This is a genomic window from Crocosphaera sp. Alani8, assembly GCF_038442745.1.
GTDB lineage: Bacteria > Cyanobacteriota > Cyanobacteriia > Cyanobacteriales > Microcystaceae > Crocosphaera.
The window spans coordinates 1-22,247 of sequence record NZ_JARVCN010000499.1; the positions used below are offsets into that span (position 1 = coordinate 1).

Below are 22,247 nucleotides of genomic sequence, written 5' to 3' on the forward strand. Positions count from 1 at the left end.
TTGCTTTCTTAGTCAAGTACATTTTATACCATTTTAGATGAGCTTACCCTGGAAACAAAAGTAGTTGATGCTTTAGTAAAAGCAGCATCTATTGTTGGAGATATTGACTGTTATTTGTCACAATTGTGGGAACCTGATCAATATGGAAGTCATTGTTATATTCCCCTGTCTGAATTACTTGAGTTTTATACTTGCTCTTCGGAAAAAGCTAGACTTGTTGATCTTCAATTCAATTACGGTTCAGAATTTGTTCTTTATCCAGGAAGTGCTAAATGGGTATTATTAGTCTCTCATGAATATTATGGCTTATTGGGAGGATCGTCAGAGTTTATAGCCACCTTTAAACAAGTTTGTCAGAATCTAGATCAACAAGTTAAGGATTTTTTGAGCAATTATAAATATATGGAAGCTGATGGGATCAGTCTCACTTTAGACTGGTTACCTGGTTTATTAACTTATGTTTATGGACAAGAAATTGCTGAAAAATTGTTGAAAGAAGCAGAATTAATTTAACGTGAGTTCGGGTTAAGCAGATGGAGTGCGATCGGCGATCTCGTAAGTTGAGTTAAACGAAGTGAAACCCAACAGAAAGATTTTTACATGGAGTAGCAATTTATGAAGTGATTGCTATTGAGGATGAGAATGGTGAGATAAATTGGGAGTTAGGGGATAATCAAGGAACGATCTAATTTTATAGATCCCCAATGGGTTGTATATGGCATAGTCAAAAAAAGTTGCTTGTTGCGTTAAGATAACATAGGTAAAGATGGCCTTGATTTTGGTGAGGAGATTTAGCGATCGTGTTTAAATATTTTCTTTCTATGACAGCATTAATGATATCTGTTACAGGGATAGGAATTTCTCTTGCGAGAGAGGAATTTAGGTGTTATTTGGGTTTGGTTTCTGCCGCTTGTAACCCATCAGAAATTAATTCAACATCACCCACTGAAAACGATGAATCTATCTCGAATCAAGAAGTTACCAGAAATAGTGAGTCTCATCATCACGAAGCAGTAGAAACGAAATCTACCTTTAATGCTAAACCTTCTGATAGTTTATCCCCTAAAAAGCTTCAAAATGAAAATCAAAACACTCCTGCAAAAGAAACATTAGAATCTGATAGTAAATTTATTTCTGTTGAAGAACTTTCGCGCATTCCTGCTGAACAACCCGATGTAGATTTGTACAATACTGTTCCTCCTGGAAACGAGGGTTATGTAGGAATTCCCATCGAAGTTGAACCGTTTAATGAAGGAAATAACTAAAATATCAGAGGAAAATTTATGATGAATATATTATGTTACAAGAGATCGCAATTTTAATTATTAGTGGTTTGGGTTCCGGACTGCTAGCAGGAATTTTAGGAATTGGGGGAGGAGCATTTTTAGTTCCTCTTTTGCTCACTCTAAATTATCCATCTTTACAAGCTATTGCTACCAGTAGTTTAGCTATTGTTATTACTTCCTCCTCGGGAACTATTCAAAATTGGCGCATGGGATATTTGAACTTTCGGCGGGTAATATTGTTAGGAATTCCTGCAGTTATAACTGCCCAAGTTGGGGTTATTGTTGCCAATCTTATTCCTGAATTTGTTTTATTAATAGCTTTTGGTTTTCTCTTAATTATTAATATATTTTTAAGTAACTTGCGCCGTCATTTAGCAACAACATCTCATCAATCATCTGAGAAGAGATTATCTGAAAAATTCGCTTGTTTATTCACGGGAGCAATAGGAGGATTTTTAGCTGGTTTATTTGGTATTGGGGGAGGAGTTATTATGGTTCCTCTACAAATGTTATTGCTACAAGAAAAAATAAAAGTTGCTGTGCAAACCAGTTTAGGGGTGATCGTAATTACTTCTATTTCTGCTTGTTTTGGTCATGCTTTAAACAATAATGTTGTTTGGTGGGCGGGGATTATTTTAGGTTTTGGAGGGTTAATCGGTGTACAAATAAGTACCCGATTTTTACCGAAATTATCGGATCAAGTGGTTCGTTTTTCTTTCTATACCATGTTAGCCATATTATCAATTTATACTTTTTGGGAAGCTAATCAGGCTTGGGAAATTTGGAAAATTAACAATGAAATTTAGTAAGGTATAACGTTTCTCGGACTAATAAGGTACACCTACGGCACTTTGCGAGTTACTAAAGTACATTTCACACCTGTCCCCTGCCTCAAAGTGATAACCTCTGTACCTCACAAGTATGAGAACTTCTATATAACTGTTTATTGCTCAGTAATGTTCTCAACTTGATTAAGTAATTGGCTTAATTCTTCTCCTTCTATTACCTCAATTGCTAATAGTTGTTGAGTGATTCTTTCTAGAAGATCGCGGTTATGATTGAGAATAGATAAAGCTTGTTGATACCCAGAATCAACAATTTGCTTCACTTCTTCGTCAATTGCTTTGGCTGTTTCTTCACTCACTAAACGACGAGGGTTAAGGCCATTTCCCCCCAAAAAATTACCCTGTTGTCGTTTGTCGTAAGCCAAGGGCCCTAATATTTTACTCATACCATAGGTGGTTACCATGCGTTCAGCAATGTCTGTAGCCCGTTGTAAATCATCTGAAGCCCCATTAGTAACACTACCAAAGACGATTTCTTCTGCCGCCCTTCCTCCTAATAACATGGCAATTTGTTGACGAAATTCGTGGTCACTCATCAAAAAACGGTCTTCGGTGGGCATTTTCAAGGTGTAACCTAACGCAGATAATCCCCGTGGCACAATAGAAATCTTTGCAACTTTACCTCCCCCTGGCATCACCGCCCCAATTAAAGCGTGACCAACTTCGTGGTAAGCAACAATTTTTTTCTCTTGATCCGCCAAAACTCGGCTTTTCTTCTCCAAGCCGGCTAAAACCCTTTCTATGGCTTCCTTAAAGTCCCCTTGAGCAACGTATTCCCGTTGATTTCTTGCAGCTAGTAAAGCCGCTTCGTTGACCAAATTTGCTAGATCAGCCCCGGCAAAGCCTGGAGTATGGGTGGCAATATCCTTAAGGTTAATATCTGGGTCAATTTCTACCCGTTGGGCGTAAATTTCTAAAATAGCCAGCCTTCCTGCAAGATCCGGGCGATCAACTAATACTTGACGGTCAAAACGCCCTGGTCGTAACAAGGCAGGATCGAGGGTTTCTGGGCGGTTGGTGGCGGCTAAAACTATGACTGTGGCATCCCCTACTGCAAAGCCGTCCATCTCTGTTAACAGTTGATTTAGGGTTTGTTCTCGTTCGTCGTTGCTACCACTGATACCGTTACCCCCACTACGTGATTTACCGATCGCATCTAATTCATCGATAAAAATGATACAAGGGGCTTGTTTTTTGGCCTGATCGAATAAATCTCTGACCCTGGCAGCTCCAGTTCCCACGAATAATTCCACAAATTCCGACGCAGAGATGCTAAAAAAGGTGACATCCGCTTCCCCTGCTACGGCTTTGGCTAGGAGGGTTTTACCTGTCCCTGGAGGCCCCACTAATAACACCCCTTTGGGTATTCTGGCACCAATACGACTGAAGCGATCGGGGTTTTTGAGGAATTCGACAATTTCCACTAACTCGGTTTTTGCTTCTTCGGCCCCTGCAACATCGGCAAAGGTAATTCTAGCGGCTTCTCCTTCTACGTAAACTTTAGCCTTACTTTTACTAAAAGCCAAAGATCCTCGATCTTCGTTACGATAGAGCAGAAATTGCATGGCTAATACCAGGATTAGAGGGGGAATAACCCAAGCTAAAAGGGTACTGATCCAACTACTTTGAGGAGGTGGGGCCGCCTCAAAGATGATACCTTTTTCTCTCAGTAAGGTGGGTAAATTGGGATCATCGATGGGAATGGTGGCTAAAACTTGTACCATATCCTTTGAGGATTCACCTCTGAGGGGTGTCGAAGCAGTTGAACCGTGGAGGGGGTTACGGGAGTTTTGCGAGTTGTTGAGGGGGCTTTCTGGTAAGGGTAATAGGTCTTCAGAAGGGGAAAGCAAGGCTAAAGACTTCAGTTGATAGAGAATTAAACGGTTGCCTATTTTGACTCTGGCCACCTCGTCGTCTTCTACTCTCTCTAAGAATTCGCTGTAGGGTTCGATAGGGACTTCACTATTGGAACGGTTGGTGTAGTGATAGATGAGGTAGATGAGAAAAACTACCCCAACTCCCATTAAGATTAGACTGCCGAGAGGAGGAAGACGTAAAAAGCGAGAGTTGTTTTTGAGTCCCATTGTTATTGGCCACCATGTCCGAGACACTATGATTATCTTATAGCGTAACAGTTTGCTTAGGGCTTCGCGAACAAAGTAACCTGGGTTCGATATATAGCATTTCTCATACTTGTGAGGTACAGAGGTGATCGCTTTGAGGCAGGAGGCAGGAGTTAAGTGTACCTCATGAGTCCGATAAAAGCTATAAGCAAATTTATGGGGAGTGTACTTCGACTTCGCTCAGTAATAGGGAGGGGTGGGAAGTGTGGGGAGTATTTTTCTTTTACTCTGTAATCTATGCAAATGAAAATTGCTGTAAAACTGAACTCAGGTTGCACTATTTTCGTTTAAAGTGAGGATAGTTGAAGATTACATTACTGATTACTTAAACGATGTCTGAATCTAATTCTTTATCGAACCGTTACCAACAACTGATTGATTCTATTGTGGAGATTACCTTACAAGGAAAAATTAGATCGAAAGAACAAGTTTATAGAATGTTGGTAAAAGAGATTGAATCAGGGACAGGAGAAATTTTTGAACGTATACTTGATGAGAATATTCAAAAAACTACCGCACAATTAGAAAAAAAATTAAAAGCTACCCGTATTTTAAGGGCTTTACAAACTGTTCAAGGGGAGTGGGAACGGTGGCAAAAAGAAAACCAAAATGAACAAACGATTACTTTAGCCACAGAGCAAATTAAAAATGCTGATGCTCAACATTTATTAGCGGCTTTCTTGCCCTGTTTGGATCAAAGTAATAACAATAGTTTAAATAGAGAACAATTACAAAAACTTTCTCAACTTCTTAAGGACTCCAGTGAAGGTTTAGATGTCTTAGAGTTAGCAAACGGTATTAAGGATGGATTAACAGAATTTTTGCGTTTGGAACCCGATTTAATTGCTTGGATTTATGAACAAAATCAAAGCGGTTTAGGATTCGGTGCTGAAAAGCAGGGGCCTTGGCCTTGGTGGGAGAAAAAAACTAATTTACCTTTAGGGCAAATGTTGTTCAAAAGTTTAGCTAATAACGAATCGATTGCGGATTTATCTAATAAAAGTTATCAGGTAGAGTTAAGGGCGTGGGTTGAATTAATTTTAGTATTACATTTTCTAGAAAAGGGTTTAGTAAAATGGTTTGATGAACAACCTTATAATGCTAAGTTTGGTCAACGTTTATCCTACAGCACTCTGCTGATATTTTCTGTTATTTTTGCTCAGCTTTCTCAAGGATTTACAGGCAAAAATAGTAACTTAAGAGAAGGATATTTTCTGATGATGTTACAATCATTACGCCAGTTAACTAAGCGGAAAGATTTCCCGTTATACGGCGGTATTTTTGCTTCTTTTTCAGGAGAAAATTTAAGAGATACTTTAACTTATTTTGATGACCCTTTAAAAGAGGTTGAAAGAACCCAAGAGAAGGCAAGGATATTAACCCTACTGGCCTATTCTCAACTGACTCTAGGAAATTACCAACAAGCAAGAAAATTTCATTTAGAAGCCTTAGAAATTGCCCAGGAAGCATTAGATAAGCCTTGCGAAATTGCTAACTTTAATCATTTGAGCCGTATTTCTATTGCCGAAAAAGATTATGATCAAGCGATTAATTATAGTCAAAGAGCGTTAATGTTTGCCCGTCAAGTGGGAGATAAATTAGGGGAAGCGAACGGATTAATTAATGTAGGCTACAGCGAGGTATTTAGGGCCAAAGAAGTGGAACAAATGACCCCAGAAATCTATGAATCTGCTATTAATTATTTAGAACAAGGGGCTGTTTTAGCAGAAAGATTAGAAGACTATCAAAGTCAAGCACTTGCTTATAATAGTTTGGGGATTGCCTATGTAATTTTATCTCAACCTTCTGCTGCTATTACTTCCCTAGAAAAAGGGATAAAAATGGCTTTGAATTCTGGGAATACTTATTTACAAGGTCTAAATTTTAGCTACTTGGCCGAAGCTTATTATAGCTTAGAAGATATGTCTAAAACTATCTATTACGGGGGTTTGGGAATGTATCTATTAAATCAGATTGATTCTGCTGAATATCGACAACCTGCGGGTTTATTAATCATCATAAAAGGGAAAATAACCGATACAGAATTTAAAATATTACTCGAACAAAATAGACCACAAATTATTAAATTAATTGGAGTTGATGGTTATGATGAGTTACCGAAAATACTAGAAGACTATCAAGCAACGTAAGTTCTAAATATAAGGTAAAGAAGTTAAAACTTCAGTTTTTATGGAGGGTAAATCAAGGTAAACTTGTTTACTATATTGAGAAATATATGTCTAACTATTGCACTTTAATCACAAGGTTGAATAGTTAAACCATCTGTTGCAAAGCTGACATAACTTGTTTCTACAACATCCCCATCATGATTAGGAATTTCTAGAGGTATTGTTCTAGGAACAACAAATTTTAATGGAGTATAAGGAGTAGTTGAACTAATTAAGTTTTCTCCAATTATTCCCTTAAACTGATAAGTAATTAACCTTTCATTTTTATTATTTTCTTGCACATCCAATTCAATCTTTGTTTCTCCTATCCATAAAGATAATGACTCTAAAATATCTCTAGACATGGTATAGAAGATCGTAAAACTAATTTGATACTTATTGTTTTCTGCTAGAGGTACATATATATAGGATGTGTTTTCTGGACCGGCCCATCTTAACCATTTATTGATGGGATGATAGTAAAATCGAGGATACCAATTCTCGATAAAGATCGCTTCAGAAAAATCAAAATCAATTTGGGTTAGTTTGGATACTGATCTCTGCTTTTCTTGAAAATTACTTCTCAAATACTCAATAATTTTTTGGTTATTTTTTCTTAATTTTTGAGGATATGTTTGAAAATCAAGGTTTATTTCTTCAGTAAAATTTTTAAATCTTTCCTGAAAAACTGACTTAGCAAAAGAGTAAAGTTGTTGGTCATAATAATTAATTTTCTGAATAATTTTACGCTCTTCTTCTGAAGATTGATGATCAACAGCTGCTTTTTTTCTCTTATTTAAAGATAGGTTTAACTGTCTAGGAGGAATTCCTAACGAATAGTTAAATAGAACTACTGAATCCTCCATTAATTCACAAATTCCCCAGAAAAATAACTTCAGCAGGTTCTCTTTAGCTAGATTTAAAATATCATCATTACAATAAATAGGTTCCTGTTGCTTTATTGGAAAAATTCCTGCTAAAAATCTTACTTGTAGATTATCATAAAAACCTATATAAGCAGATGACTGATAAAGTTCACTCATGGATAAATTGTTGACCGCGTTAAAATAATTGGCTTCTAAAGGACTAAGGGATAAACTTAAAATAACATCTATGGTGTTTTTGACATAATAGTATTGGGACATTTCCCTGTCTAAAGGATTGCGTAACCAAGTAAAAGTGTGAGGAGTATGCCCTAAATTAGCGTACCAATTTATTCCCAAATGGCCGCTGAAAAAATGATACTTTTTTATTTCTTGATCTGAACGTTGTTCAAGCTCTTCAAGAAAATGACAAGGTAGCCAATCTTTCTCGGTGTAAAGATCCATTAACCAGCTTCTAATGCTAGTCCCTGCCGTTTTAGGTATATGTAAAAAGTGTAGAGATTGTAAAGCATCAGTATGTAGAGTCTGTGACGAAATACTCATAAGTAATTAAAAGTTCATAAGTTTCAAGCCTGTAATTTATACTAGCATGACTCAAACTATGATTTAGGATTATTAAACAGTTGGGAAACTAAAAGTTTCTCATATAGTAAATATTATATACTAAAATTATGATTAATTTTCTGTAGGTAATGCTATACTAATGTAGCTAAACTATAATTTTTAAAAACAAGATATGGAGAGCCTTACAAAGAATTTTGCTCAACTTGATCAAGACTTGTTTACACTATTAAAAAACTTTGGATATCAACCAAAAGTTATTTTTGATGTCGGTGCATCTAATGGAACTTGGTCTTACAATATATCTCAAGTTTATTCTGATGCAAATTACTATTTATTTGAACCTTTGGTGGATCATTTTGAGGACTATAAGTCCTTGATGGATAAGATTTTAGAAAAAAATCCCAATTTTACTTTTCATCAATGTGCGCTAGGGGAAAAAAGTGGTGAAATCCAGATGAATGCTTTTGCTAATAAATTCGGAAGTACCGCTTTAGAAATATCTTCTGAAAACCCCGACATTGTTAAAGTTCCTGTTAAGATGTGGTCTTTAGATGATGCGATGACTGAATTATCTCTCCCTATTCCCCAAGTGATTAAAATGGATACTCAAGGTTGTGAATTGTCTATCTTAAAAGGAGCTTCTAGTATATTAGGTAAGGTTGATGTATTACTGCTCGAATCTTGGCTTTATCGTGGGTATGGTGAGAATACACCATTATTTAATGAACTGATTCAGTGGTTACTTCCCTATAATTTTCGGTTGTGGGATATTGTTGGTAGCTTTCGTAATTCTGATCAGGTGTTAGGTTCTATTGATTGTGTTTTTATTAATGTCCAATCCTTTACAGATTTAGAACTAGATTTTGTTAAACCCTGGTATTATCCTCAAATGGATTGATTTAAGACATTAAATCATTAATCTAAATTGTCGTAGAGCTTGGAAGGAAATAGTTATGCCAAGCTCCTCTAATTTGACTAAAAGTTTCCTATTTAAAATAGCACATGGGTAGCATAGTAGAACACCAGTCTAGTGCTTTTCTAAATAGTTCATATTCGTTAAAGAAAAACACATTACCCCATGAGTTGTTTAAGGTTTCTGGGAAGTTACAATAATAAAAAACATCATAAACAAAATCTGACGAATTCTTATTTTCCTTGCGAGCAACAACAATATACCAGTAATACTTTCTCAGGTGCATTTCTTGTACTAATACCTTGAGACTATTGAAAGCATCAAATTTAGCGAAAGCATGATTTTTATCCCAAAACTCTGTTACGATGACGGGGATAGAAGTGTTAGTGGCTCCACGAATAACCTCTAAATCGTATCCTTCAGCGTCAACTTTTAATAGTCCAATTTCTTGAGGTATTTTGCCATCTTCTTGTAAACTTTTTAAACTTCTAACTGTTACAGAAACCTTATCCGTAAATTCTAATCCTGGAGGCATAGAATGGGGTGATAAAGTGTTATATAAAGAAGTCTCCTGGTAGAAATTTTGTCCACTGGTGTCTGTTGCAATGTACAAATCTATTTCACCATCGTCAGCACCAATAGCAACGTCCATAGGGTAAAAGTCTTGATGATTATTTAATCTCGACGTTAACTTCGCAAAGGTTGGTACATAAGGTTCAAAAGCATAAACTTCGTAACCTGATCTTAGTAACATTTCTGAAACATTGCCAATGTTAGCACCAACATCAATGGCAACTCGATAAGGTAAGAAGGAGTATAAAAAACCCATCAGTAACACATCAGGTTCAGATTTTGAACTTTCTTTATGTTCAGAAATTAAGTCAATTGTAATGGCATCATTTTCTTCTAATTTTTTAAGAATTGCATCATCGTTTTCCTCTAATTTCTTAATAATTACCTCATCATTTTCCTCTAATTTTTTAATAATTGTGTCATCTGTTTTGTCTAACTTTCTGAGAATTGTATTCTGGTTTTCCTCTAGTTTCTTAATAACATTTATGAAACCTTGTTCTCTTTCTTGTGCTTGTTGGCTTATGGTTTCTCCCAAGGAAACAGTAAAGAAATTCTTTAAGCTAACTTCTGTTTGCTTGATAACTTGCTCATTTTTTTGAAACTCGCCCCCCATTCTATTAAGGATATCTTTTAGTAGATTAGTAACATGAATCAAAGATGTAAAAATAACATACTGATTTTCTACTAAATGATTAACTCCTCGTTCAATAAAATCTAGAGAAGTCAGCTTAGATAGGACTTCATCTAGCTTTTCCACAACCAAGTCTTTAATGACTTTAATCCGATTTAATTTTCCAAACATCTGAATTTTCTCCGCAATTAAAATAACTGTTAATATCTAAAGAAGTTGATCTGGTTCTAAATATAGAGGGTTTTTGACAAAGACGATATCTTTTTGAAATAAAGTTCCTGTTTGGGGCATTCTCCAATAACCAACTTCATCATAAAAACGAAATCCTAACTCAGCCATTATATCTATCATTTCCACTATGGATTTTGTATCTTCGTTGGTCTTCCAGAGAGAAAGTTCTATAATACAAACATCAACAAGTTCTAATAATTTATGCCCCCCTTCTATTGCTAAATGTTCAGCAAATTGTACGTCTAATTTCAACAGTCCTCTTCCTGTTAAGGACTTTTCTTCTAATAACTGGTCTAAGGTAATAATTGGGGAGGTTATTGTTTCGACAACCTCAGCATTATTAACATCATAAGCCGAGCTATTGTATAAATCTTCTGTAACTGTAATGGTTCCCTCACCGGTTTTATTAGAAACCATAGCTTCCACCATTTCAAAGTTCTTATGATTCCTAATATAGTAATCAATGGCTGAAGAATCGTATTTAGAAAACAAGGGATCAACTAAAATATATTTGGCATCAGGAAAGACATAGTTTACTGTATCAGACCAAATACCTGTTGATGCTCCTACGTCAATCACAAAGTTAGGGTTAAATCCTTGTTTTCTGAGCCTTTTTAAAGATTGATAAACAGGAGCAAAATCTCGCCAAATAGATTTAGGTGTGGGATCTTCGATATAATAAGCAAAATCTTTTGGTAACAAAGGCATCAAGTTTTCAAACTTATCATCACTGGGTTCTCCTTTTTCTAGAGAATCCCACAACCATTTAGCAATACCTTCAGAAGAAAATTTCTTGGCAAGAGATACAGCTTTTTGACGCATGGTTTGCTGTGTTTCTGTACTGTCCATAAAACTAACAGCTTCCTCTACTGCTTCTGGGTTGTAATCACAAACCATTCCCACTTCAAAGCGTGCAACGAATCTTGCGGCAGCGGTTGACTTACTACCTAAAACCAATAAAGGGGTATTAGAAGTTGCTAAAATAAAAGGTATTCTAGTTGGTAAACTTAAACGAGCAATGTTTTGAATATTATCCGTTGTATCTAGTTTTCCAGAGGGAATAATTGCAAATTTATACTTTTTAAGAGTTTGGCGTAAATCGCTTTCTGCTAGGGGAGGATGGACAAAAATCCCTTCCTTAGCAAATTCTTCTTCATCAATAGTTAACCATGCAGGGTTATAGTAATTATTAAAGTACCAATCTACTTGAACGCTGGTGTCTCTAATAGCATCTCGTAAATAGTCTAAATACTGTTGACTCCAAATATTGCCGATTAAAATTCCTCTTTTTTCAGATGAGGTTTCTGTGGCAATATTGGGGATTTCTTCGGTGATTAAATTAGGGGCAATTATCGGGGGTAATAACCAAAACTTTAGCCCATATCTTTGCTCGTAGGCAACTCGTAATTCCGGGGAAATTGCTAGGCGTAGAGAAGATTTTTGTAGTAATTCCTCCATCAAATCCGAAGAAATAGTATTATCATCGGAGGTGTATAAATTATTGTCGTCCATTATGTAAGTACATAATGGGGCGTTAAAGATTTCTTTTAGGGCGATGGCTGCGATAACTTCTTGTGGTGAATAGACAACGCATAAAATACGTTTTGGTTGAATTCCTTGGAACAGTTGAGTGAGTTTTGTAAAAGCTTCTGCACGAGACAATCCATCGATACAAAAACAGAATTTAACATCACCAAAATCCTGTTTGCCGTCGTAGTAGTTATGAAATCGAATCGAAAGAATATTATCACTATCAGAAAAAATGTTTCTAACGATTACACCGGTTCCGTGGCGTAGATTAACTTCGTTAGGGGTTAGGATAACATCGGGGTTTTTGAGGGGGATATCGGGGAGAGATGGATCTTTTTGGGTGGTGGTTGTCTGTCCACTGATGAGTGAACTGAGTTCATCTCTGATTAGATTATTTTTTGATATTATTGCTTCTAATGAAGGGTTGGACATTACTTTATTCCCGATATTTTTCAGCTATTTTTATGAAAAAAGCATTTATTCTTCCCCTGCATCGACTTTCCCTCTGTTGTTAATGTTCCCGATTAAATGCTGGACAGTTAACCACAACCCATAAGCTGTTGTGCATTTGACACAAGTTATGAGTTAAATGCTTAACAGCTTAACCGTAGAGAATCACTGAATCGTTTCAGAAGCTTCTTTAATGGTACGACCATCTTTTAAGTCAAGAATGCGACTAACAGCGATGCGATCGCCTGGTTTAATGCCAGAGATAACCTGATATGATTGACCCTGAATAGCTCCCACTTTCACTGGAATCTGCTTGGCTACTAAGTTATCCTCAGACTCACCCGCTTCGGCTATAAAGACGAATTTCTGTCCTCCAAGACTGCTCACCGCACTGGTGGGAACCAAAACCCCCGGCTGAGTTTCCCAAATTACCCTTGCTCGCACATATTGCCTATCCCTCAGACTGCCATCGTTAGGAAACTCCATTTTTACGAGGATAGATTGAGCGTTTTGATCTACTAAAGGGGCGATATAGGTAACTCTTCCTTCAATCCCCGGCTCACCTTCTGTGTTAATTAGCTCAACTCGAAGTCCTTTACGAAGACGGTTGCGGTTTTCTGTGGGGATATTGACGTTGAGATAAAAGACTTGATTATCAGTAATGGTGGTGATTCTTTCCCCGACGGTGACACTATCACCAATTTTTTTATCATTAAACTCACCCATCACTCCAGTGATAGGGGATAACAAGAAATTGTAATCTAAGGTGGCAGCAGTAGAACCCTGTTGTCCCTGTGCTTGAACGATCGCAGATTGACGACTATCTATGGTTGCTAAGGCTTGATCTACCCGTTTTTCCGCTGCTCGTAAGTTATTTTGTTGTGCGTTGAGAGCTTGTTGAGAAGCATCACGGGTTTTAATGGTTGATTGCAACTCTGCTCTAGTAGTATCTAATGTACTGGTTGCTTCATCAAGTTCTTGTGTAGGGACTACTCCTTCTGACTCAAGAAACACCGCCCGTTTGTAATCTTTCTCAGCTAATATTAGTTGTGCTTTTACTTCTTCTACATTAGCCTCTGTACTAGCTAACTGAGCCTTTGCATTCTCTACATCGGCTATGGCGCGATCTCTTTCTGCTTCTCGTTGGCGATGTTCGGCTTCTGCTACTTTGAGATCAGCCATAGCTACTTTGAGGTTACCGGTGGCAGCCACTAAGTCTTGCTGTTGCTGTTGGGGTTCAATTTCGATCAATTTTTGTCCCTGACGAACCGGATCCCCTTCACGGACAAAGATTTGTTTAATTCTCCCATCGGTTCGACTGGGGGCTAATTCTACCCGTTGTCTAGCCTCGAGGGTTCCTACATAAGTGCCACTGTCAACAAGGGTAGCGGTTTCCAGGGTTTTTAGCTCCACTTCAACAGCCTGGGGACCTGTAGCAGAGGGTTCGTTTGAGGCGCAACCTACTGCTAACAAAGAAACTATTAGCGCGCTTCCTAGCCATTGTTGAGATCGTGTTGGGGGTTTCATGGGACTGATGTTTCTAAGGTCTCTTAGAATTTAGCAAAAGAATGGGATTTTGGGTTTCAAAGCTTTCTCATTGTAACGAAAGATAACAATAAGGTGTTGCAATACTACTCGGTTAAGGATTTTTTCTCTCTCAAGCGGGGAGCAGGGAGCAGGGAGCAATTTAAATGCTTAATAGCTTACAAGCAGACACCCTCCGAACTCCTAACTCAGTTTATTTAGCTTCCATCCAATTTTTACCAGCATGGATGTCGACAATTAGAGGAACTGTTAATGTGACAGCACTTTCCATAGTGGTTTTAATTTTAGTTTCTAATTCTTCCCATTCTTTGGCTGGAATTTCAAATACTAATTCGTCATGAACTTGTAGCAGTAAATTTGCTCGATAGTTGTTGAGAATTTCTTGTATTTTTACCATTGCAATTTTAATAATGTCTGCGCTTGATCCTTGTATGGGTGCATTGGCTGCAGCTCTTAATAATTGAGAGTCATTATAGTTTATGTTTATTTTGTTGAGATCGATTGTTTGAGGATCGTGACCACGAAAACGATATAAGTTATCGTCAAAAAAGTTAAAATAACGTCTTCTTCCTAAAATTGTGGTTACATATCCATTGGCGATCGCTTCTTTTTTCATACTCTCTAAATACTGAAAAACTTTTGCGTAACGTTGACGATATTTATTGATAAATTCTTTTCCTTCTGCCGGGCTAACCCCTGCTTCTCTAGCAAATCTTTGGGAACCCATACCATAGATTACCCCAAAGTTAATAGTTTTACCGAGGGTTCTTTCTTGGGGAGTAATTTTTTCTTTATCAAATAATAGTTTTGCTGTGACACTATGCACATCTTGAGCGTTTTGGTAAGCGTTTAATAAAACGGGTTCTTGACTTAGATGGGCTAATATTCTTAGCTCAATTTGCGAATAATCGGCGGAAACTAATGACCACTTTTCTTCAGGTATAAATGCTTGTCTTATTTGACGGGAAAATTCAGTTCTAATGGGAATATTTTGTAAGTTAGGGTTAGAAGAAGACAGTCTACCTGTGGTGGTTACAGATTGATTAAAATTGGTATGTATTCGTTTTGTTTGTTTATCGACTAATTCTGGCAGAGCATCAATATAGGTTGATTTTAGTTTAGATAGGGTACGATATTCTAAAATATAATCAATGATGGGGTGATCTCCTTTTAGTTTTTCAAGGGTAGCATGATCTGTAGAATATCCTGTTTTTGTTTTCCTTGATTTTTTACGGTTTAGTTCTAATTTATCAAATAATATTTCTCCTAGTTGTTTGGGTGATCCTAAGTTAAATGTTTCCCCGGCTGCTTGATATGCTTTTTCTTCTAAGGTTAATAAGTTTCCTTCGAGTTCTTTTGAGAGTTTGCCTAAGTATTCTGTGTCAATTACAATTCCTGTGTCTTCCATAATGGATAGGACAGCTTCTAAGGGTTGTTCTACTTCTAATAGTAGTTTTTCCAGGGTAGAAACTGCTTTTAGTTCCTGTTTGATGGGTTCTACTAACAAGAATGTTCCATAAGCATCCATGCCACAATATTCGGCTACTGTTTCAATATCTAAGTCGGCGATGGTTTGTTTTTTGCCTATTCCTAATTCACTGTAGTTTTTGGAAGTAATACCATGCAAATATTGTTCGCATAACTCACTTAATTTATGGCTTTTCTCGGGATGCAAAACATAACTAGCTAACATGGTATCAAAAACTACACCATTTAAATTGATTCCCTGGTGTTTAAAAATCAGACGATCAAATTTAGTATTCTGGAAAACTTTAGGATAGTGACTATCTTCTAAAATAGCTCGCAATGTGTTTAAAACTTTTTCTTTTGGCAGTTGTTTTCCTTGTGTATGTGCAATGGGAATATAGGCAATGTCTGTGGGTTTATTTCCCCAACAACAACCAATACCAACTAACTCAGCTTGTCGAGGGTTTAAGTCTGTTGTTTCTGTATCCCAAGCAATAGGAATTTCTGCATTAGTAAAGGTTGAAAGTTTATGGACTAATTCTTCTAGTTGTTCTGTTTCTGTAATAATTTGAGGTTTAATTAAAGATTCTTTCTCATCTTCATCAGTTTCGTTAACAGTTTCTTCTTGTTTAGAAGTGTTATCAAAGAGCGACAGTTGATGTGTTTCATTTTTATTTACTTTCTCTTCAAATTCTAGGGTAATATTTCCCCCTAAATCCTCTTGAAGTTGATTGATTTCTTTGATAAACTTTTTAAGTTCTAATTCTTCTAGAACAGGTTTTACTGCATCAAAATTAAATCCTTTTAATTCACACTCTTCTGCTTTAAATTCAAACGGAACATCGGTGATTATTGTAGCTAAAAACTGAGAGTGTTCTGCTTCTTTTTTTCCTTCTTTCAGTTTCTTTTGATTAGCCCCTTTAATTTTTTCAATGTTATTGTAAACTTCTTCTAAAGTTCCGTACTCATTTAACAACTTAACTGCCGTCTTTTCCCCTATTCCCCTAACCCCAGGAATGTTATCTGATTTATCACCGCACAAGGCTTTATAATCAATTACTTGTGTAGGTTTGATGCCTATTTTTTCTGTCACACCAGGGATGTCAAACTCCGTATAACCTTCCCCTGATGAACTTTTAACTGCATTTCTTTCTAAATATAAAACACTGATTTTCTTCTCATCATCAACCAGTTGAAACAAATCCCGATCGCCACTAACAATTTTTACTCGATAACCCTTTTCAGTTCCTTGGGTTGCCACGGTTCCTAAAATATCATCGGCTTCGTATCCTGGGGCTTTTATAATAGTTATATTCAACGCTTCTAGTAATCTTTGTAAGTTCTGAATATCGGGGATAAAATCCTCTGGTGTTTCTTTCCTATCTGCCTTATAATTAGCATCAGCTTCGTGGCGAAACGTGGGTTGAGCAGTATCGAAAGCAATGGCAATATATTCGGGCTTTTCTAACTTGATAACCTGAATTAAAGAATTAAGAAACCCGAAACAAATACTAGTAGGAATACCCGTAGATGTTCTTAATGGTCCCCTTCTCGCTTTGGCAAAGGCATAATAGGCACGAAAAGCTAAAGAATGACCATCAATAAGAAGTAAAAGCGGTAAATTGGACGAATGCGGCATAAGTAAAATGGATTAAATATTTATGTACTATTAGAATAACAAAAAATAACTGTAAATTTGATTAAACCCGACGCACTTTACTAACATATAACTAACAAGTTTAATCAACAGCACCATCTCTATGTTATCCTCCGTACCAGACTCATCGGCTACCCATACACCCACCATTGTCAACCTAGCCAATGGGTTAACCATTATCGCTGAGCAAATGCCTGTGGAGGCAGTTAACCTCAATGTTTGGCTAAAAGTGGGATCTGCATTAGAACCCAATGAAATCAACGGAATGGCTCATTTCCTGGAACACATGGTCTTTAAAGGGACTCCTACCTTGAAAAATGGAGAATTTGAACAACGCATCGAACAAAGAGGAGCAGTTACCAACGCAGCCACATCTCAAGAGTACACCCATTTTTATATTACCAGCGCGCCGGACGATTTTGCAGACTTAGTGCCGTTACAGTTGGATGTGATATTTAACCCTATTATCGAAGATGATGCGTTTGGCAGGGAAAAATTAGTGGTTCTAGAGGAGATTCGCCGTTCCCATGATAACCCTAATCGTCGCACATTTTATAAAGCGATGGAAACCTGTTTTGATATTTTACCCTATCGTCGTCCGGTGTTGGGACCATCTGAGGTAATAGAAGGGTTAAAACCTCAACAAATGCGCCAGTTTCATAGTAGTTGTTATCAACCTAACTCAGTCACCGCAGTTGCAGTGGGAAATCTGCCGGTTGAACAATTAATTAATATTGTTAGTGATAGTTTTGAGAAGACTTATTATCACCAAAAAACGCCTACAGAGTCTTTACAACCTTTGAGTTTTCCCGTCTCTCCTGAGTCACCTTTTCCCAAGATTATTCGTTGCGAATATGAAGATGAACAACTGCAACAAGCACGCTTAATTATGATGTGGAAGGTTCCTGGTTTATTGGATATAAATGAGACTTATGGCTTAGATGTTTTGGCTTCTATTTTAGGAAGAGGGAAGACATCTCGTTTATTTCAAGACTTACGAGAAAATAGAAGTTTAGTGTCTCATATTAGTGCCAGTAATATGACCCAAACAGTACAAGGAATGTTTTATATTGTTGCTAAGCTAGAAAAAGAAAATGTTTCAGAAGTTGAAAAGGCAATTGTTGAACATTTACAAACCATTCAAAAAGAATCTATCAAAGAAGAAGAGTTAAAACGCATTAAAAGACAAGCTGTAAATCGCTTTATCTTTAGTAGCGAAAGACCAAGCGATCGCACCAATCTTTATGGCTATTATTATTCTCAAATGGAATCTCTAAATCCTGCTTTATCTTACCCCAAGGTTATCCAATCTTTAACGGTTGACGATATTCAAAAGGCGGCTCAAAAATATCTTGATACGGCTGCTTATGGGATAACGGTTGTTACCAATAAAAATTAGGAGTTCAGAGTTAATTCTTTTGTTCCGATGGTTTGAGAAAGTTCTGTATAAATTTGCTTATATGGAACTCATTTTATCAGAGTTAATAACTTGTATAGTTTGCCAGCCTTACATCAATTTATTGACAAAAACTTAGGTTATAAATTCATCAACTGGCGATAATTTGTCTATCATTCTCAACTATCAATCCGTTAATCATTTAAGGTCAAAAATAATGTGGACACAAATTTGTGAGCATATCAGTCAAACAACAGGAAAATCCTTTACAGTTGAAAAGCAAAAATCCGTTAGTGGTGGCTGTATTAATCAAGGTTATTGTTTAATTGGCTCTGATATTAAATACTTCGTGAAAATTAACAGTGCATCTCAAGTAGAAATGTTTGCAGCCGAAGCATTGGGATTAAAAGAAATGGCACAAACTAAAACTATTCGAGTTCCTAAGCCGATCTGTTGGGGAGCAACAGATAGTTCTAGTTATATTGTTTTAGAATGGTTAGAATTTGGAAGCTCTAATAATACTGCTTGGGAAGAAATGGGGATAAATTTAGCCAAGATGCACAAATATCAAGGAGAAAATAAGTTTGGTTGGCATCAAAATAATACCATTGGTTCTACACCACAAGTTAATAACTGGACTGAAAAATGGTCTAATTTTTTTGCCGATCATCGTATTGGCTTTCAATTAAAATTAGCTAACAGAAAGGGAGGAAATTTCGGTAATTATAATCAAGTTGTTGAAAAAGTCAGACAAATTTTATCAGGTATAGAGCCTCAACCTTCCTTAATTCACGGTGATTTATGGTCAGGAAATGTAGCAGTTACAGACGCAGGAGAACCAGTTATTTTAGATCCTGCAACATATTACGGCGATCGTGAGGTTGATATCGCTATGACGGAACTTTTTGGAGGGTTTCCAGCGGCTTTTTATCGGGGATATAATGAGGTATTTCCTTTAGATAAAGGGTACAAAAAACGCAAAACTTTGTATAATCTTTATCATATTTTAAACCACTTTAATTTATTTGGTGGCGGTTACGGTTCTCAGGCTAATTTTATGATTCAAGAAGTGTTGAAAAGTTAGATACTCAGTTAAGGGAAGCATTGAAAACCAGCTTGAACGAAATGATTATCTAAGGTTAAAACTTATGAAAAATAGAAATTTTTCATAAATTAATATAGATAAATATCATGATTAATAGCAACATCATCGACATCACATTTTACAGGGTTTTTCCCTAAATCCCAAATAGAAGGTCTATTTTTTACCACAGTAATAATAATTTTTTCATCTTCTTGGGTAACTTCTACTTCTTGACTATCTCCTAATAATTCTTTAGGAATAAATACACCTTTTTCTGTAACTTTTAATTTCATGATGATTACTTGAATAATTCTGTTGATTTTGGTAAGAATATTTATAGTGTAGCATTTTTGATTAAAATGAGAGAATCTTAAGATTAGCTTTTTGCTCTCGATGTTAATGTAATTGTTTTGTAAAATATAATCAAGATATTAAACTCTCCCTGTCAGTCATTATGAAAGCTGCTGATGTAATTAAAGCATACAAAAACGGAGAACGAAACTTCCAACGGTTAAACCTACGAGGAGCAAATTTTAAGGGACAAGATTTATCTGGTGCAGATTTTAGTTACTGTCAGCTACAAAGTACAAATTTTAGTCAAGCAAACCTCACAAATACCAAGTTTATTGGAGCAAAAGCTGGACTACAAAAAAGATGGTTGATTCTTTTATTATTAGTTGTTTTGGTATTAATTATAATATCTAGTTTTTTCTTAGCTTTATTAGGATATATCGTTGCTTTGAGCTTCGAGTCTGATCTTGAAAGTAAAGTATCAGGATGGACAGGTTTAATTACTATAATTATCTTTTGTATTATTAGTTTTCGTAAAAATCTGGGGGGAGGGGTAATATTTTTAGCCGGAGCCGTAGCCGTAGCCGTAGCCGGAGCCTTCGCCGTAGCCGTAGCCGGAGCTGTAGCCGGAGCCTTCGCCGTAGCCGTAGCCGGAGCTGTAGCCGTAGCCAGAGCCGTAGCCGGAGCCAGAGCCGTAGCCGTAGCCAGAGCCGGAGCCGTAGCCGTAGCCGGAGCCGTAGCCGTAGCCGGAGCCGTAGCCGTAGCCGTAGCCGGAGCCGTAGCGTTAACCCTATTTGCCTGTTATCTGGGTTATTGTACCCTCAAAGATGAAACCAGAGATCCTTGGTTACGAAAGATTGTCATTGCTTTTGCTGCTATGGGTGGTACATCTTTCTATAGCGCAACAGTAACTGATGCTGACTTCACCGGAGCAACCCTAAAAAATGTCAATTTCAACCGAGCTATATTGACTCGAACTTGTTTCAAAGATACTGTTAAATTAGACTTAGCTCGTCCAGGAAATACCTTATTAGAAAAACCAATAGTTAGAGATTTATTAATTAACCCTAGTAGTGGAGAGGAAAAAGATTTAAGCAAAGCTAACTTAAGGGGAGCATATCTAAAAGAAGCTAACTTACAAAGAGCTAATTTAAAAAATGCAGATATTAGTGGAGCAACCTTTGAGTATGCAAATTTATCTGATGCTAATTTAACAGAAGTCAATGCAGTTTACACTAATTTTAATAGTGCTTATTTAACCGGTGCTTGTTTAGAAAACTGGAATATTGATGCTACAACTATCCTCGATAAAATTGATTGTCAATATGTTTATCTTTTAAACAATGAAAAAGAACGTCAACCCAGTAGCGGAGAGTTTCAAGCAGGAGAATTTACTAAATTATTTGAGGAAGTATTTGATACTGTTAATCTAATTTTTGAGAATGGTATTGACTGGAAAGCGTTTATTGAAACTATGAAAACGGTGCAAGTAGAAAATGAAGATACACCCTTAGAAGTTTCCAGTATTGAAAATAAAGGGGATGGGGTTTTTGTGGTTAAAGTTAAAGTTCCTCCCGATGCTAACAAAGAAAAGATACATCAAGATGTTAATGACACTTATCAGCTAAAACTCGAAGCAGTAGAAGCCAAATATAAAGCCCAACTAGAAGCAAAAGAAACTGAAATAACTATCTATCGGCAACAAAGTATTGATATGATGGAAATAACAAAAACTTTAGCCAGTCGTCCCATTAATATAGAGACAAACGCCATGAATAACAGTCCCGATAATAGTACAAAAATTACTACTGGTGATATTAATAACTCTGGAAACTTAAACATAGGAAAAATTATAGAAGATGTGAACAATACCATCGATAAAATTTCCGAGAGTGATAACAATGAAAATGAACAATTAAAAACCTTACTAAAAGAATTAACGCAAGCCATTGAAACAGAAAATGAACTAGACGAAGATGAAAAAGCAGAAGCCGCTAATAAAGTCAAAACTATTGCTGAAGCTACTCAAAAACCTGATGATCAAGGATTACAAAAAAAAGCAACTCGTGCTGTCAAATTATTAGAAACCATAGCCAAAGGTTTAGAACCTGCCACTAAATTATATAAAGCTTGTCAAAGTATCCTACCTCAAATTATCACCTTTTTAGGCATTACAATTTAATCTCGATTAGAAAAAGAATTAAGTTTGAGATATAACTCAGGTCTTGCACCTTCGATAAAAATGGCTAGTTTGTAAGCGTTCAGCTATCAGCTATCAGCTGAAAAATATCAATTCCTATCATCTACTTTGAGTAATATTAAACGAATGCTGAAGGCTGACTGCTTACTGCTGACTAATTTAAGTTTTTCTATACCGGTGCAAGATATCAGTATAAGGTAACTGGGAACAAGGAAAAGTCAACAGTGAGCAATGATAACTGATAATGAGTTACACTTGTAATAGATTAAGTTTTTTTTGTCCTCTAGTTACTGCTGGAGGACATCTCTTTAATTATAGGTTTAATACCCGAACTTCTATAAGTTGCTAGAAATAGATTGGGATGTGAATACCCATTCTATTTCTCTCCTGACTCCTTACTCCTGTATTC

At 36.5% G+C, this 22,247-nt stretch carries 15 protein-coding genes; 8 read left to right on the forward strand and 7 right to left on the reverse strand.

What is annotated here, in order from left to right; translation table 11 throughout:
* Positions 1 to 114: 114 nt before the first annotated feature.
* From P9B04_RS24880 to P9B04_RS24890, 3 genes are all read left to right on the forward strand, one after another.
* The gene (locus tag P9B04_RS24880) at positions 115 to 513 is read left to right on the forward strand and encodes a hypothetical protein (RefSeq protein WP_342057643.1); all 399 of its coding nucleotides are present in this window, start codon (positions 115 to 117) and stop codon (positions 511 to 513) included.
* Between the two features lie 308 nt (positions 514 to 821).
* Complete coding sequence (locus P9B04_RS24885) at positions 822 to 1,265, forward strand: hypothetical protein (protein ID WP_446718046.1); 444 nt, start codon at positions 822 to 824, stop codon at positions 1,263 to 1,265.
* A gap of 32 nt (positions 1,266 to 1,297) precedes the next feature.
* Positions 1,298 to 2,092 (forward strand): sulfite exporter TauE/SafE family protein, encoded by a 795-nt coding sequence (locus P9B04_RS24890; RefSeq protein ID WP_342057645.1) that lies wholly within the window; start codon positions 1,298 to 1,300, stop codon positions 2,090 to 2,092.
* A gap of 137 nt (positions 2,093 to 2,229) precedes the next feature.
* Here P9B04_RS24890 and ftsH read toward each other — a convergent pair whose 3' ends face one another.
* Positions 2,230 to 4,215 (reverse strand): ATP-dependent zinc metalloprotease FtsH, encoded by a 1,986-nt coding sequence (ftsH, locus tag P9B04_RS24895; RefSeq protein WP_342057646.1) that lies wholly within the window; start codon positions 4,213 to 4,215, stop codon positions 2,230 to 2,232.
* A gap of 371 nt (positions 4,216 to 4,586) precedes the next feature.
* Here ftsH and P9B04_RS24900 point away from each other — a divergent pair, with 371 nt between their 5' ends.
* The gene (locus tag P9B04_RS24900) at positions 4,587 to 6,404 is read left to right on the forward strand and encodes a tetratricopeptide repeat protein (protein WP_342057647.1); all 1,818 of its coding nucleotides are present in this window, start codon (positions 4,587 to 4,589) and stop codon (positions 6,402 to 6,404) included.
* Between the two features lie 104 nt (positions 6,405 to 6,508).
* Here P9B04_RS24900 and P9B04_RS24905 read toward each other — a convergent pair whose 3' ends face one another.
* The gene (locus tag P9B04_RS24905) at positions 6,509 to 7,849 is read right to left on the reverse strand and encodes a sulfotransferase family 2 domain-containing protein (protein ID WP_342057648.1); all 1,341 of its coding nucleotides are present in this window, start codon (positions 7,847 to 7,849) and stop codon (positions 6,509 to 6,511) included.
* Between the two features lie 193 nt (positions 7,850 to 8,042).
* On the opposite strand from P9B04_RS24905, the gene P9B04_RS24910 reads away from it, so the two are divergent.
* Positions 8,043 to 8,768: an FkbM family methyltransferase gene (locus P9B04_RS24910; RefSeq protein WP_342057649.1), complete on the forward strand. Its 726-nt coding sequence runs from the start codon at positions 8,043 to 8,045 to the stop codon at positions 8,766 to 8,768.
* Between the two features lie 88 nt (positions 8,769 to 8,856).
* Here P9B04_RS24910 and P9B04_RS24915 read toward each other — a convergent pair whose 3' ends face one another.
* The 4 genes from P9B04_RS24915 to polA all read right to left on the reverse strand — a co-directional run bounded on the left by P9B04_RS24915 (position 8,857) and on the right by polA (position 16,849).
* Complete coding sequence (locus P9B04_RS24915; RefSeq protein WP_342057650.1) at positions 8,857 to 10,158, reverse strand: FkbM family methyltransferase; 1,302 nt, start codon at positions 10,156 to 10,158, stop codon at positions 8,857 to 8,859.
* Between the two features lie 36 nt (positions 10,159 to 10,194).
* A complete protein-coding gene (locus tag P9B04_RS24920; RefSeq protein WP_342057651.1) occupies positions 10,195 to 12,180 on the reverse strand; it encodes an FkbM family methyltransferase in 1,986 nt (661 codons plus the stop codon).
* Between the two features lie 183 nt (positions 12,181 to 12,363).
* Entirely contained in the window at positions 12,364 to 13,725 is a 1,362-nt protein-coding gene (locus P9B04_RS24925) for an efflux RND transporter periplasmic adaptor subunit (protein ID WP_342057652.1), read from the reverse strand.
* A gap of 211 nt (positions 13,726 to 13,936) precedes the next feature.
* Positions 13,937 to 16,849, reverse strand: coding sequence for a DNA polymerase I (polA, locus tag P9B04_RS24930; RefSeq protein ID WP_342057653.1), 2,913 nt, complete (start codon positions 16,847 to 16,849; stop codon positions 13,937 to 13,939).
* Positions 16,850 to 16,970: 121 nt separating this feature from the next.
* On the opposite strand from polA, the gene P9B04_RS24935 reads away from it, so the two are divergent.
* Both P9B04_RS24935 and P9B04_RS24940 read left to right on the forward strand, forming a co-directional pair.
* Positions 16,971 to 18,266, forward strand: coding sequence for a M16 family metallopeptidase (locus P9B04_RS24935; protein ID WP_342057654.1), 1,296 nt, complete (start codon positions 16,971 to 16,973; stop codon positions 18,264 to 18,266).
* Positions 18,267 to 18,480: 214 nt separating this feature from the next.
* The gene (locus P9B04_RS24940) at positions 18,481 to 19,347 is read left to right on the forward strand and encodes a fructosamine kinase family protein (protein ID WP_342057655.1); all 867 of its coding nucleotides are present in this window, start codon (positions 18,481 to 18,483) and stop codon (positions 19,345 to 19,347) included.
* 89 nt (positions 19,348 to 19,436) lie between these two features.
* On the opposite strand, the gene P9B04_RS24945 is transcribed toward P9B04_RS24940, so the two are convergent.
* Positions 19,437 to 19,640, reverse strand: a complete 204-nt coding sequence (locus tag P9B04_RS24945; RefSeq protein ID WP_342057656.1) for a hypothetical protein — start codon at positions 19,638 to 19,640, stop codon at positions 19,437 to 19,439.
* A gap of 161 nt (positions 19,641 to 19,801) precedes the next feature.
* On the opposite strand from P9B04_RS24945, the gene P9B04_RS24950 reads away from it, so the two are divergent.
* Positions 19,802 to 21,820 (forward strand): pentapeptide repeat-containing protein, encoded by a 2,019-nt coding sequence (locus P9B04_RS24950; RefSeq protein ID WP_342057657.1) that lies wholly within the window; start codon positions 19,802 to 19,804, stop codon positions 21,818 to 21,820.
* Positions 21,821 to 22,247: the final 427 nt, after the last annotated feature.

Bases quoted from the DNA above. Each gene is read 5' to 3' on its own strand.
- P9B04_RS24885 (WP_446718046.1), top strand. From the start codon at position 822: ATGACAGCATTAATGATATCTGTTACAGGGATAGGAATTTCTCTTGCG.
- P9B04_RS24890 (WP_342057645.1), top strand. From the start codon at position 1,298: ATGTTACAAGAGATCGCAATTTTAATTATTAGTGGTTTGGGTTCCGGA.
- ftsH (WP_342057646.1), bottom strand. From the start codon at position 4,215: ATGGGACTCAAAAACAACTCTCGCTTTTTACGTCTTCCTCCTCTCGGC.
- P9B04_RS24900 (WP_342057647.1), top strand. From the start codon at position 4,587: ATGTCTGAATCTAATTCTTTATCGAACCGTTACCAACAACTGATTGAT.
- P9B04_RS24905 (WP_342057648.1), bottom strand. From the start codon at position 7,849: ATGAGTATTTCGTCACAGACTCTACATACTGATGCTTTACAATCTCTA.
- P9B04_RS24910 (WP_342057649.1), top strand. From the start codon at position 8,043: ATGGAGAGCCTTACAAAGAATTTTGCTCAACTTGATCAAGACTTGTTT.
- P9B04_RS24915 (WP_342057650.1), bottom strand. From the start codon at position 10,158: ATGTTTGGAAAATTAAATCGGATTAAAGTCATTAAAGACTTGGTTGTG.
- P9B04_RS24920 (WP_342057651.1), bottom strand. From the start codon at position 12,180: ATGTCCAACCCTTCATTAGAAGCAATAATATCAAAAAATAATCTAATC.
- P9B04_RS24925 (WP_342057652.1), bottom strand. From the start codon at position 13,725: ATGAAACCCCCAACACGATCTCAACAATGGCTAGGAAGCGCGCTAATA.
- polA (WP_342057653.1), bottom strand. From the start codon at position 16,849: ATGCCGCATTCGTCCAATTTACCGCTTTTACTTCTTATTGATGGTCAT.
- P9B04_RS24935 (WP_342057654.1), top strand. From the start codon at position 16,971: ATGTTATCCTCCGTACCAGACTCATCGGCTACCCATACACCCACCATT.
- P9B04_RS24940 (WP_342057655.1), top strand. From the start codon at position 18,481: ATGTGGACACAAATTTGTGAGCATATCAGTCAAACAACAGGAAAATCC.
- P9B04_RS24945 (WP_342057656.1), bottom strand. From the start codon at position 19,640: ATGAAATTAAAAGTTACAGAAAAAGGTGTATTTATTCCTAAAGAATTA.
- P9B04_RS24950 (WP_342057657.1), top strand. From the start codon at position 19,802: ATGAAAGCTGCTGATGTAATTAAAGCATACAAAAACGGAGAACGAAAC.